At 37.1% G+C, this 12,823-nt stretch carries 11 protein-coding genes and 1 pseudogene; 3 read left to right on the forward strand and 9 right to left on the reverse strand.

Annotated elements, in window-relative coordinates:
• Positions 1 to 6: 6 nt before the first annotated feature.
• Together DQN24_RS06495 and valS are read left to right on the forward strand one after the other, a co-directional pair.
• Positions 7 to 1,002 carry a hypothetical protein gene (locus DQN24_RS06495; protein WP_111695560.1) on the forward strand — a complete coding sequence of 332 codons (996 nt, stop codon included), beginning with the start codon at positions 7 to 9 and terminating at the stop codon, positions 1,000 to 1,002.
• Positions 1,003 to 1,185: 183 nt separating this feature from the next.
• A complete protein-coding gene (gene valS, locus DQN24_RS06500) occupies positions 1,186 to 4,050 on the forward strand; it encodes a valine--tRNA ligase (protein ID WP_111695561.1) in 2,865 nt (954 codons plus the stop codon).
• 34 nt (positions 4,051 to 4,084) lie between these two features.
• On the opposite strand, the pseudogene hybG reads toward valS, so the two are convergent.
• The 9 genes and pseudogenes from hybG to ftnA (DQN24_RS06540) form a co-directional block, all read right to left on the reverse strand.
• Positions 4,085 to 4,360, reverse strand: a pseudogene (hybG, locus tag DQN24_RS06505) (hydrogenase maturation factor HybG).
• 130 nt (positions 4,361 to 4,490) lie between these two features.
• The gene (gene trpCF / locus DQN24_RS06510; protein ID WP_111695562.1) at positions 4,491 to 5,921 is read right to left on the reverse strand and encodes a bifunctional indole-3-glycerol-phosphate synthase TrpC/phosphoribosylanthranilate isomerase TrpF; all 1,431 of its coding nucleotides are present in this window, start codon (positions 5,919 to 5,921) and stop codon (positions 4,491 to 4,493) included.
• A gap of 30 nt (positions 5,922 to 5,951) precedes the next feature.
• On the reverse strand, positions 5,952 to 6,953 hold the full coding sequence (gene trpD, locus DQN24_RS06515) for an anthranilate phosphoribosyltransferase (protein ID WP_111695563.1): 1,002 nt from the start codon (positions 6,951 to 6,953) through the stop codon (positions 5,952 to 5,954).
• A 52-nt stretch (positions 6,954 to 7,005) separates the two neighbouring features.
• Positions 7,006 to 7,392, reverse strand: a complete 387-nt coding sequence (locus DQN24_RS06520; RefSeq protein WP_111695564.1) for a tautomerase family protein — start codon at positions 7,390 to 7,392, stop codon at positions 7,006 to 7,008.
• Positions 7,393 to 7,440: 48 nt separating this feature from the next.
• The gene (locus DQN24_RS06525; RefSeq protein ID WP_050847113.1) at positions 7,441 to 8,022 is read right to left on the reverse strand and encodes an aminodeoxychorismate/anthranilate synthase component II; all 582 of its coding nucleotides are present in this window, start codon (positions 8,020 to 8,022) and stop codon (positions 7,441 to 7,443) included.
• Positions 8,023 to 8,033: 11 nt separating this feature from the next.
• Positions 8,034 to 9,590, reverse strand: a complete 1,557-nt coding sequence (gene trpE / locus DQN24_RS06530) for an anthranilate synthase component I (protein WP_111695565.1) — start codon at positions 9,588 to 9,590, stop codon at positions 8,034 to 8,036.
• 104 nt (positions 9,591 to 9,694) lie between these two features.
• Complete coding sequence (locus DQN24_RS09215) at positions 9,695 to 9,829, reverse strand: hypothetical protein (protein ID WP_265578824.1); 135 nt, start codon at positions 9,827 to 9,829, stop codon at positions 9,695 to 9,697.
• Positions 9,830 to 9,972: 143 nt separating this feature from the next.
• A complete protein-coding gene (gene ftnA, locus DQN24_RS06535; protein ID WP_105893032.1) occupies positions 9,973 to 10,470 on the reverse strand; it encodes a non-heme ferritin in 498 nt (165 codons plus the stop codon).
• Positions 10,471 to 10,485: 15 nt separating this feature from the next.
• Positions 10,486 to 10,974: a non-heme ferritin gene (gene ftnA, locus DQN24_RS06540; protein ID WP_041175333.1), complete on the reverse strand. Its 489-nt coding sequence runs from the start codon at positions 10,972 to 10,974 to the stop codon at positions 10,486 to 10,488.
• A gap of 761 nt (positions 10,975 to 11,735) precedes the next feature.
• On the opposite strand from ftnA (DQN24_RS06540), the gene pstS reads away from it, so the two are divergent.
• Complete coding sequence (gene pstS, locus DQN24_RS06545) at positions 11,736 to 12,740, forward strand: phosphate ABC transporter substrate-binding protein PstS (RefSeq protein WP_076773452.1); 1,005 nt, start codon at positions 11,736 to 11,738, stop codon at positions 12,738 to 12,740.
• Positions 12,741 to 12,823: the final 83 nt, after the last annotated feature.

Consider the following 12,823-nt stretch of genomic DNA (forward strand, 5'->3'; position numbering starts at 1 on the left):
AATTGTATGATTAATAATCCAGAAGAAAATTTATTTCCTATATATTTTCTATTTAAGATAAATGTAGATTCCATATTGTTTAATCCTCATAAGCCAGAAGGCTTAAGTTTTAGATTAAATGATTCATTATGGTTTTCCTTAAATCCATCAAAGCCTGATGAGGATGCTCAGGGATATTCGCATGGGTTAATATCTCAGATAATAGCAAAATATGAAGTACATCAAGAACAGTATGATTTTATTATCAATTATATTAGAGATAAGAGAGTAACCACTACATCTAGTACTATAACTTTACCTTTATACAGCAATGTTGATCCGAATAAATGTGTAATCGATGACAAGGGATATTGTCAGAAAGGATTTAGTCTAAAGAGATTTATGTGTCCTGATGATATTCAGGAGTTAATTAATTCTGCTGAAACAGAATTATATAATAAGATGAATGATTTATTAGGATTGATTACTTGGAATCACGGGATTCATGTTAATGCATCCTTTGATAAAGGAACTTTATATTGGGGAGAAAAAGGTAAAGATAACTTTTTTATAGTTCCAAGGAATTTGAATCAGCAAGAATTTCCAGTATTTTTAAGTAATGACATTACATGGGAAGAGCAAGATGGAAAAGTTCTTTCTGAAAGTTGGGGAAAAAACTTAAAGATTCCATTAGGTCATATATTAGCAAGAGAGGCTACAGTTCTTATTGAGCATTACCCAAGAAGTGCAATATTGATGATGACCTCTGCATTAGAAACTGGAATTAAAACACATATAAGTAAATTATCTCCAGATACTGAGTGGTTACTAGAAAATCTTCCATCACCACCAATAGATAAGATTTTTAAGAATTATATACCACTATTGTATGAGAAATGTGGTAGAGCGATTGAGTTTCAAAAAGAACTGAAGTCACTAACTAAACAAATAAAGGACATAATAGAAGTTAGAAACAAAATAGCCCACACAGGAAAGTTGCCAGAGAATATTGGTAATATATGAGATGTCACAATTTGTTTTTGATATTTTATATTTACTGGATGTATTAGATGGAAATCAATGGGCTAAAGAGTTAGTTAGTTCTAAGTTAATGAGAAAATTAAGTTGGAAATCTAATAAAGAAAAAATATATGTTTCAGAAATAAGAGAAGATTATTAGATCTTTTTGTTAATGAGAGAACAACAATGACACAAAAATTTGAAATGGCAGACCGTTTTAATCCGTCTGCGGTAGAACAAGCCCTTTATCAACATTGGGAAGAGAGCGGTTATTTTAAACCGTCTGAAAATGAAAACGTGCCGAGCTATTGTATTGCGATTCCGCCACCGAACGTAACAGGTTCTTTACACATGGGGCATGCTTTCCAACAAACCTTAATGGATACCTTAATCCGTTTTAACCGTATGGAAGGACATAACACCTTATGGCAAGCGGGGACAGACCACGCGGGTATTGCAACCCAAATGGTGGTAGAGCGTAAAATTGCTGCAGAAGAAGGCAAAACTCGCCACGATTATGGCCGTGAAGCATTCATCAACAAAATTTGGGATTGGAAAGCCTATTCAGGTGGCACAATCAGCCAACAAATGCGTCGTTTAGGTAACTCAATCGACTGGGAACGTGAGCGTTTCACTATGGACGAGGGGTTATCCAATGCGGTAAAAGAAGTGTTTGTTCGTTTGCACGAAGAAGGTTTGATTTACCGTGGCAAACGCTTAGTAAACTGGGACCCAAAACTTCACACCGCGATTTCTGATTTAGAAGTGGAAAATAAAGAGAGCAAAGGCTCCCTTTGGCATTTCCGCTATCCGTTAGCAAACGGTGCAAAAACGGCAGATGGTAAAGATTATTTAGTGGTCGCAACTACGCGTCCAGAAACTATGTTGGGCGATACGGCGGTGGCTGTGCATCCTGAAGATGAACGCTACAAAGATTTGCAAGGTAAGACGGTAATTCTACCGCTTGCAAACCGTGAAATTCCGATTATTGCGGATGAATATGTGGATCGTGAATTCGGTACTGGTGTGGTGAAAATTACTCCTGCGCACGACTTTAACGACTACGAAGTGGGTAAACGTCACAGCTTGCTGATGGTCAATGTATTAACCTTAAACGCAGATATTCGTGATGAAGCGGAAATTATCGGTACTGACGGCAAACCACTTGCTGGCTATGAAGCGACTATTCCTGCGGATTACCGTGGCTTAGAGCGTTTCGCTGCACGTAAGAAAATCGTGGCAGATTTTGAAGCGCTTGGCTTATTAGACGAAATCAAACCGCACGATTTGAAAGTGCCTTATGGTGACCGTGGCGGCGTGCCAATTGAGCCGATGTTAACCGACCAATGGTATGTGAGCGTGAAACCGCTTGCTGATGTAGCGATTAAAGCGGTGGAAGATGGCGAAATCCAATTCGTGCCAAAACAATATGAAAACCTTTACTTCTCTTGGATGCGTGATATTCAAGATTGGTGTATCTCTCGCCAACTTTGGTGGGGACACCGTATTCCCGCATGGTATGACGAAGCAGGTAATGTGTACGTAGCACGTAACGAAGAAGAAGTGCGTGCAAAACACAACTTACCGACAGATCTTGCATTACGCCAAGATGAAGACGTGTTAGATACGTGGTTCTCCTCAGGCTTATGGACATTCTCAACTTTAGGCTGGCCAGAGCAAACTAAAGAGCTCAAAATGTTCCATCCAACGGATGTGTTAATCACTGGCTTCGACATCATCTTCTTCTGGGTTGCACGTATGATTATGTTTACGATGCACTTTGTGAAAGATGAAAACGGCAAACCACAAGTGCCATTTAAAACTGTGTATGTAACAGGCTTGATTCGTGATGAGCAAGGTCAAAAAATGTCGAAATCGAAAGGTAACGTGCTTGATCCAATCGATATGATTGACGGTATTAGCCTTGAAGATTTACTTGAAAAACGCACTGGCAACATGATGCAGCCGCAATTGGCAGAGAAAATTGCCAAAGCAACCCGTAAAGAATTTACGGACGGTATTGCTGCTCACGGTACAGACGCATTGCGTTTCACATTAGCTGCGTTGGCTTCAAACGGTCGTGATATCAACTGGGATATGAAACGTTTAGAAGGCTACCGCAACTTCTGTAATAAATTATGGAATGCAAGCCGTTTCGTATTAACGAATGACAAATTAGATTTAAGCGAAGGCGAGATCGAGTTCTCATTGGCGGATCGTTGGATTCAATCGGAATTCAATCGCACAGTTGAAACTTTCCGTAATTCATTAAGCCAATATCGTTTTGACCTTTGTGCCAATGCGATTTATGAATTTACCTGGAATCAATTCTGCGACTGGTATTTAGAATTGACTAAACCAGTATTTGCCAACGGTAATGCAGCACAAATTCGTGCAGCAAGCCAAACTTTGGTTCACGTATTAGAAAAATTATTACGTTTAGCGCATCCGCTGATTCCATTTATTACCGAAGAAATTTGGCAAAAAGTGAAAGGATTTGTCGGCATTACGGGTGACAGCATTATGTTGCAAACTTTCCCGAAAGTGGAAGAGAGTGCTTTTGACCCAGAAGCAGAATCTGAAATTGAGTGGTTAAAGGAAGTGATTGTTGCGGTGCGTAATATCCGTGCAGAAAGCAACATCGCACCAAGCAAAGGTTTAGATCTGTTATTCCGTAATTTAAGTGCAGAGAATGCAAAAATTCTTGAAAAACAGACCGCTCTTTTAAAAGCCATGGCGAAGTTAGACAACGTTCAAGTGTTAGCGGCAAATGAAACCGCACCGCTTGCGGTAGCGAAACTCGTGGGCAATGCTGAATTACTCGTGCCAATGGCTGGGTTTATCAATAAAGAAGCTGAGCTTGCACGTTTAACCAAAGAGATTGAAAAATATCAAAACGAAGTTAAACGCATCGAGAATAAACTTAGCAATGAAGCTTTTGTGGCTAAAGCACCTGAAGCAGTGATTGCGAAAGAACGCGAAAAACAAGCGGAATACCAATCTGGATTAGAAAAAATCCAAGAGCAGTATAAAGCGATTGAGGGGTTATAGCTAAATATAAAAAGTAGGCATTATGCCTACTTTTTTATTTCTGATTTAATCCTAAAAAATCTCCAACTTCATGTTCGAGTTGGCTCATTGTGATCAGAGCCTCTTGGGTTTTCTTAGCTTCATCTTCATCAATAACACTCATTGCAAAGCCCACATGAACAAGCACCCATTTGCCAAGTAAATCGGCTGAATTTCCCGTGCAAACTAGTTAAATATTTACTTCACGTTGTACGCTACATACATCCACTGTGGCAAGTTGAAGATAATTTTCATCAATTTTGACAATTTGACCCGGAACGCCTAAACACATAATATTTTTATTCCTATTGGCATTTAAGCTGAAATATAGATTTATTTTACTATTAGGTAGAATAAATTATTACGATCTGGATCAACAGTTGCTCATTTCGGGTTATTTAGTGATTTCTATGTTATTAAAATTAATAAATATTATTAAAAACTAACCGCACTTTTTCTTGATCTTTTACGCCTACAGAGCTTTCCACTCCCGAATTAAGATCCAAGCCTAAGCAATTTTGTTGAATGGCTTGTTTCACATTGTTTGGCGAGATGCCTCCAGCTAAAATAATCTTGTGCTTAAGATGTTCGGGAATTAATGACCAATCAAAGGTTTTTCCTGTGCCACCTTGCTGGTTGGCTGTTTGGCTGTCAAAAATATAACGATCCACATTCAAATCATCAGTAAAATCGACCGCACTTTGGGTTTCAGTATTGACAGAAATCGCTTTCCAGATTTGCGTGTTTTTTGGTAGCTGCTGACGAAGTGCGGTAATAAATGCCTCATTTTCTGCACCATGTAATTGCACCGCATAAAGCTGTAACTGGTTGGCTATTTTTACGATAAAGTCAATTTCTTGATTCTGAAAAACACCAACAAATCGAAGTGGAGCAGCGGTTACTAATTCTTGCGCTTGACGTAAACTCACACAACGTTTTGAATGTTCTACGAAGATTAATCCGCCGTAAAGTGAGCCGTTTTCGTAAACGATTTTGACATCTTGCGCGCGTGTTAAACCACATACTTTATTTTCTCCAAAAATCACTGAGCGAACCGCATTATTCAAATCTTGGTTGCCCATTAAGCTGCTCCCAATTAAGAAACCATGTGCCACTTTTTGTAATTGATGAATTTGCTTGTGATTGTAAATGCCTGATTCGCTAATAATACGTACATCAGCAGGGATACGATCTGAGAATTTTTCAGTGAGTTCAACAACACGATTTAAATCCACAGTTAAATCGTGCAAGTTACGATTATTGACACCAATAATTTTCGCACCAAGCGCAAGGGCGCGTTCAAATTCTTGTTCATTGCTGGTTTCTGTCAATACTCCCATGCCAAGAGAATGTGCAAGATCTGCCAGCACACGATAAGTTTCATCATTTACCACGGAAAGCATTAATAAAATCGCATCAGCTTGATAGTAGCGAGCAAGGTAAACCTGATATTCGCTGATCATAAAATCTTTGCAAAGAACAGGTTGGTTCACGATATCGCGAACTAAAGGCAAGAACTCAAAATTCCCTTGGAAGTATTTTTCATCTGTCAGCACAGATACAGCAGAGGCATAATGTTTATACACATTGGCAATTTCTTCCAAATTAAATTCAGCACGAATTAATCCCTTGGAAGGGGAGGCTTTTTTACATTCCAAAATATAGGCAGGCTTTTGATGCGTACCTTTTGCTAACGCATCATAAAAAGAGCGGTCAGATTTTTGAATGTTTTGTTTAAACTGAGAAAGGGGAAATTCTTTTTCTTTTGCTTTAACCCATTGCACTTTGTCTAAGACGATTTTTTGTAGCACCGTAGCAGAGTCAATCGGTTTTGTGAAATCTTGGGTAATCATAGTTTTCTTCTAGTTGTAGTTATCGCAACATTAATATTTCGTTAAGTTTTGTAGCGTTTCAAACGCTTTACCTGATGCAAGATGCACCAATACACTTTGCACATTTTGTTTTAAGTCATCATGCCCGAATAATTTCAATAATAATGCCGTATTTGCCGCCACAGCATTTACGTGTTCAGCTTTTCCTTTGCCTTGTAAAAGTGCGGTGAGCATTTGGGCATTTTCTTGCGGTTCCCCCCCACGAAGGCTTTCGAGAGATTGCGTTTTTAAGCCAAAATCTTCAGGCGTTAAAGTGAAATATTCAATTTTGCCATTTTTAATTTCTGCCACTTGCGTTTCACCGTGCAATGCGACTTCATCTAAGCCAGAACCATGTACAACAAAGGAATGTTGATGCCCTAAGGCGACTGCGGTTTCAGCATAGGTTTTCACTAATTCAGGCACATATACGCCAAGTAAATGATAAGTTGGGCGAGCAGGATTGATAAGCGGCCCTAAAATATTAAAGATAGTGCACGTTTTTAAAGATGCACGGACTGGCGCAACATGGCGGAAACCAGAATGATATTGTTGAGCAAATAAAAAGCAGACACCAATTTCATCTAATGCTTGTTGAGCTTGCTCTGGTGTGACGTTCACATTAACGCCAAGTGCCGTTAATACATCACTGGCACCTGATTTACTTGATACGCTACGATTGCCATGTTTTGCTACCTTTGCTCCCATTGATGCTGCAACAATGGCACTAGCTGTAGAAATATTAATAGTGTTTTGACCATCGCCTCCTGTTCCTACAATATCCGCAAAAGGGTAGTCTGGATATGGAAATGCTTTAGCATTTTGTAAGGATGCTGATACCGCACCACTTAATTCATCAATGCTGACACCACGTACTTTTAACGCAATCAGCATAGCTGCAATTTGTTCGTTATTGAGTTCTCCTTGCATAATAGCATTAAAAATGACCGCACTTTCTGCTTTATTGAGTATTTGTCCGTTGTAAAGTTGTTCTAAAAGTTGTTCGTGTTGCATAGTCTATTCCTGTTTTTCTTTATATATGTATTTGTTAATTTTCTATATTTTATTAAACATAAATATCGTAATCTAAATCGCGCGCCTCATCGCCTGTCATGCCGCGGAAGCCCCAGCAATGCGCAGATTGTTCTTTAATCGTAATCTCCACATCGTGGGCTCGAATACCGAGTTTGTACTCTAATTCGCTAAATAGCATTTTTATCAAGCGTTTTTTCGTACCTTCCATACGACCAGCCATCAGGTTAATTTCGATGACCGTGTAATCATCGCTGCGGTCAAAAGGGTAGTAAAAATCCTCTTTTTCTAAGCACAAAAAACGAATCGCGTGTTTGCCTTTTGGAATGTCTAAGCCGAGATGAAGACTGTTATAAATTACTTCCGCAAGTTTTTCACGACGTGGTGAAAGTTTGGATTTAAGTCCGAATACAGTGATCATTTTTTCTCCTTTAAAGTGCGGTTAAAAATTACCGCACTTTTTTCTGTCTTATCTATTTAACAACCATTCAATTGATTGTTGTAATAATTGTGAACCTTGCACAGTTAAAATACTCTCAGGATGGAATTGAAATGCGCAAATGGGTAAATCACGATGACGAATTGCCATAATAATGCCATTATATTCCGCATTGACGACAAATTCTTGTGGTAAATTTTGTCCCATTAAAGAATGATAACGCGCCACAGGCATTGGATTAGCAAGATCTTTAAACATGGCTTCGTTATCATGGGTGATACGAGAAACTTTACCATGCAATACTTCGCCAGCATGAACAACGTTACCACCAAAAGCTTGAATCAACGCTTGATGCCCTAAACAAATTCCAATAATCGGTACTTGATTTTTTAAACGTTCGATCAATGGCAGTAAAATCCCTGCTTCTGATGGCGTTCCTGGCCCAGGAGAAAGCGCAAGAATGGTATCAGGTGTATTAAGTGCGGTTTCTATCAGTTTTTCTAAATCACAATCATTGCGGTAAATTGTGACGTTGTGACCTAACACACGAAATTGATCTACAAGATTGTAAGTGAAGGAATCGAAGTTATCTAAAAATAAAATATTAGCCATAAAATTCTTCCTTATTTTGCTTGTGTATTAACTTGACGAATTGCTTTTAAGACAGCTGCGGCTTTGTGGCGTGTTTCATCGGCTTCCATTTGTGGATCAGAATCCAATACTTCTCCGCAACCCGCTTGTACATGGGCTATCCCATTTTGTACAAAAGCAGAACGGATCACGATACAGGTATCAAAATGTCCATCGGACGTGAGATAACCCACCGCACCACCGTAACTATGGCGTTTTTGTTGCTCAAATTGATAAATAAGCTGCATTGCTTTAATTTTGGGCGCACCAGTTAATGTACCCATATTCATACAGGCTTGATAGGCATGAAGTGCATCTAACTCAGGGCGTAATTTACCCATCACACGAGAGACCAAATGCATAATGTGAGAATAACGATCCACTTGCATTAATTCAGCCACTTTACGGGTACCGCTTTGGCAAACTCGAGCAATATCATTACGGGCTAAATCAACCAACATTAAATGTTCCGCTTGTTCTTTATGATCAAGGCGAAGTTCTAGTTCTAAACGAGCATCCAATTCAGGATCGATATTGCCGTGAGCGTCAAAACCACGAGGGCGTGAACCTGCGATGGGGTAAATTTCTAACTGACGATTTTCTGGCGAATATTTCAGCGCACTTTCTGGCGATGCACCAAACAAAATAAAGTCTTCATCATTCATATAGAACATATAAGGGCTTGGATTATTTTGTTTGAGTTGAGTGTAACTGGCTAATGTATTCGGGCAAGCAAGGGAGAAACGGCGAGAAGGCACAATTTGGAAAACATCGCCAATATTAATGTGGTATTTTAAGGCTTTCACAATGCCCTTAAATTCAGGATCTTCAAAGTTTGTTTTAACTTCGTCACTTGCCGCTTTAATAGAAAGAACGTTATCAATATTTTTTAGTTTTTGCGCGATAGAAAGTGAGGTTTTCGCAATATTGACTTGTTCTTCTTGAGCAAAACAGAAACTTTTGAGTGTTGCTTGTTGATTTTGATGATCGATGGTGATGAGGTGTTCGGCAAGATAGAAACTGTAATCAGGGCAGTTGATACCATCATGTTGTAATGTAATGCCATCCATTGGAATGAAATTTGCGACGAGATCGTAAGCAAATAATCCACCTAAGAAAATAGGCGTTTGGCTATGTTGATAAAAAGTAGAAACAACACGTAGTCCATCAAAAATAGTGGCAGATTGTAATTTGCTATCTTCATCGAGTTGATTATCAAGTGGCGAAAATTGTATAGAAAATTCTTCTTCAAAATTGACCGCACTTACTTTCCCAAGTGCGGTTAATTTTGGATAAATTTCTTTTAAAACTTGTTTTCCATTCTCATTTAATGCTTTAAATGTGACGTTGTGACCTAAGCACGTTATTTTAACCGCAGCATTGACTAAGATAAGGCTTTGTAAACTGTTTTTACTCCCGATTTCGGCAGAGTCGAGCAGAAGAGAATTTGAATTAGGTTGGCAAAGTGTATTAAAAATAGCTGTGGTGTCAGCATAATAGGGAATGGGTTGCGCTGTCACTGCAATAAAGGCTTGAGCTTGAATATTCATATTTATTTATCCTTTTGGAAATTTTGTACTATTAAACTAGTGCAAAAGGAATAAGTCAAGCCTGATTTTAATTTTTTATGTTTTTTGATTAAAAAATGTGTTTTTTATTCCTTTGCCCAAGGGCGACCTCCATAATATTCTATATTTTGCTGATTTATCACTTCTAATATTTTTGCAGAAATATTATTGTTATCTTCATCTGACAAAGATTTTTGAGGAAAAACACGACGATAAGGCAAGCAATATGTTTTGATAAGATTGGAAATAAAGATTACGCTCTGTAATTATCTAATAGAAAATATTTTTAGAAAATTTGGAATTAAAATAATCTGGCAGACACATTATTTTAAATAAAAGCTCTGCCAGATTTGATCATCTATAATTAGGCTTTGGTAGCGAGATTACCTAAATCCTTATCGATTAAGAACAAGCTTTTGCCATCTTCTCCAAGAAGATTTAATTTATCTAAAATACTACTAAATAATTTTTCTTCTTCATGTTGTTCTTCCACATACCATTGTAAGAAATTAAATGCAGAGTAGTCTTTTTCTTCAAAGGTTTTACCTACTAATTCATTGATTTTACTGGTAATTAATTTTTCATGCTCATAGGTAGTTTCAATTACTTCTTTTAATGATTTATATTCATGTGCAGGTGCTTCAATTGCAGAAATTACAGCACGTGAGCCAGTTTCATTTAAATAAGTAAATAATTTACGCATATGTTGCATTTCTTCAGCTGCATGAACTGATAAGAATTTTGCCGTGCCTTCAAAGCCTTGCTGATCGCACCAAGCACTCATTTGTAAATATAAATTAGAAGAATAAAACTCTAAATTCATTTGATCGTTTAATAGTTTTACTACATTTTCTGATAACATATTATTTTCTCCTATCTATTCCAAAGTTGCGAGTTCACGATCAATAAAGAATAATCCTTTGCCATCTTCGCCAACAAGATTAAATCTATCAATAATTCCACTAAATAATTTTTCTTCTTCATGCTGTTCTGCTACATACCACTGCAAAAAGTTAAAAGCAGAGTAGTCTTTGCTTTCAAAAGTAACTTCAACTAATTCATTGATTTTTGAAGTGACTAATTTTTCATGTTCTAAAGTTATTTCAAAAACTTCTCTTAATGAAGAATAATCATGTTTAGGTGCATCAATTTTTCCTAAAAGAGGCATACCGCTAGTTTCACTTACGTAATTAAACAGTTTTTGCATATGTTCTAATTCTTCATCAGCATGACGAAGTAAGAAGGCAGCAGCACCTTCATAACCGTGTTTTGAACACCATGCACTCATTTGTAAGTAAACATTAGAAGAGTAGAACTCTAAATTAATTTGGTCGTTCAGCTTGTTTATGATTATTTGATTAAGCATAACTAATTCCTTTCCATTTTGATTGATAAAATGCAATAAAGCGTAATTTGCGGCAATCATTTTAAATTCACAAATGATAATTGCAAGTTTTTTATCAAAAAAATTTTATATAACTCATTAATTTTAAAAAGAAAAATAAAAAACAATTATTATCATTTACATAATGATATATAAATTAAATATGACGTTGTCACAATGAAACTAACAAATTTTAAATTAGTATTAGATATGCCTTTATTTTCCTCCTTAGATTTGGATGAAAATTTAGATTATCGAGTAAGCATGAAAGAGTTCATACCCATTTTCAGCCTAAGCCCAATAACTATTTGCATATCTGTCACGCAAAGTCCTATTTAGCTTTGGTTTGCAAAATTTATTTCTTATTGTACATACGATCCTGAAACTTTAGGCAAAAATCCAGCAGATTGACACAAAGTAAAAGGCATCATTCATTAAGTTTCGGCTGTGTATAATCATTTTGCTGAGTTTTCACTGTGTCAAATCTGAGTGTAGAAAATGACATTGAAAGGTGATAAAACCAAATTCTTTAACGATAAATAATGGCTGCGGTAAACGCCAAAAACTCTATTACATCCGAATTGCTTGTAACTTTTCAGATGTGGAAATTTCTTATAACTACTTTCTTTTGATTATCCATTTAAAATTTTTCATATTGTCATCAAACTGTCACAATTATTTTCTACACTTCGCTACGCAATCTAAATAACACTCAAGGAGAATTTGTTATGTTTATGCATAAAATGAAAAAAAATCTTATTATCGTTTTAACCTTAGGTACGTTACCTTTTGCTCAAGCTAATAGCATCACTGGTGCTGGAGCGTCTTTCCCTTATCCAATTTATGCGAAGTGGGCATCTTTATATGAGAAAGAAACTGGGAATAAAGTTAATTATCAATCCATCGGTTCGGGCGGCGGACAACAGCAAATTATTGCAAAAACGGTTGATTTTGGTGCCTCTGACGATCCAATGAAATCCGAATTATTACAACAACACCAACTAGTCCAATTCCCTGCGGTTATCGGTGGTATAGTGCCTGTTGTTAATTTGCCTGAAATTAAATCTGGTAAATTAAAGTTATCAGGTAAGCTGTTAGCAGAAATCTTCCTTGGTAAGATTAAAAAATGGAACGATCCTGCCTTAGTTGCATTAAATCCAACGCTTCCTTTACCAAATAAAAACATTATTGTGATTCATCGTTCAGACGGCTCTGGAACAACATTTGGCTTCACTAATTATCTATCTAAAATTTCGAACGATTGGAAAAATCAAGTTGGTGAAGGTAAATCAGTGAAGTGGTTAACAGGTCAAGGTGGAAAGGGGAATGAGGGAATTGCTTCTTATGTTCGCCAAATGAAATACTCCATTGGTTATGTAGAGTATGCCTATGCCAAACAAAATCAGCTTGCTTGGATTTCATTACAAAATCAAGCAGGGCAATTTGTACAGCCTTCTAATGAAAGTTTCATGGCAGCTGCAAGTCACGCAAAATGGCACGAAAAGGCGGGAATGGGTGTTATATTAACCAATGAAACGGGGGAAAAATCTTGGCCAATTACGGCAGCGAGTTTTATTTTATTAAATAAATATTCTGACAATCCTGAAACAACTAAAAATGTATTAGCCTTTTTTGATTGGGCATTCTCAAGAGGGCAAGATGCGGCAACTGAATTAGATTATGTGCCAATTCCTGCTGATGTGGTAGCTACCATTAAAAGTCAATGGAAAACAGAGCTAAAACAATAAAATCTCTTTATTTTATACCGCACTTTATACAAAACCAGGCACTTGACATTAATAAAGTGCGGTTATCTTAAATAATTTTGGAA

This window comes from Haemophilus influenzae (assembly GCF_900475755.1).
Classification (GTDB): Bacteria; Pseudomonadota; Gammaproteobacteria; order Enterobacterales; family Pasteurellaceae; genus Haemophilus; species Haemophilus influenzae_D.

Excerpts from the sequence above, each read along its gene's own strand:
- pstS (WP_076773452.1), top strand. The coding sequence starts at position 11,736 with ATGAAAAAAAATCTTATTATCGTTTTAACCTTAGGTACGTTACCTTTT.
- DQN24_RS06495 (WP_111695560.1), top strand. The coding sequence starts at position 7 with ATGATTAATAATCCAGAAGAAAATTTATTTCCTATATATTTTCTATTT.
- trpE (WP_111695565.1), bottom strand. The coding sequence starts at position 9,590 with ATGAATATTCAAGCTCAAGCCTTTATTGCAGTGACAGCGCAACCCATT.
- ftnA (WP_041175333.1), bottom strand. The coding sequence starts at position 10,974 with ATGCTTAATCAAATAATCATAAACAAGCTGAACGACCAAATTAATTTA.
- DQN24_RS06525 (WP_050847113.1), bottom strand. The coding sequence starts at position 8,022 with ATGGCTAATATTTTATTTTTAGATAACTTCGATTCCTTCACTTACAAT.
- DQN24_RS06520 (WP_111695564.1), bottom strand. The coding sequence starts at position 7,392 with ATGATCACTGTATTCGGACTTAAATCCAAACTTTCACCACGTCGTGAA.
- trpD (WP_111695563.1), bottom strand. The coding sequence starts at position 6,953 with ATGCAACACGAACAACTTTTAGAACAACTTTACAACGGACAAATACTC.
- valS (WP_111695561.1), top strand. The coding sequence starts at position 1,186 with ATGACACAAAAATTTGAAATGGCAGACCGTTTTAATCCGTCTGCGGTA.
- ftnA (WP_105893032.1), bottom strand. The coding sequence starts at position 10,470 with ATGTTATCAGAAAATGTAGTAAAACTATTAAACGATCAAATGAATTTA.
- trpCF (WP_111695562.1), bottom strand. The coding sequence starts at position 5,921 with ATGATTACCCAAGATTTCACAAAACCGATTGACTCTGCTACGGTGCTA.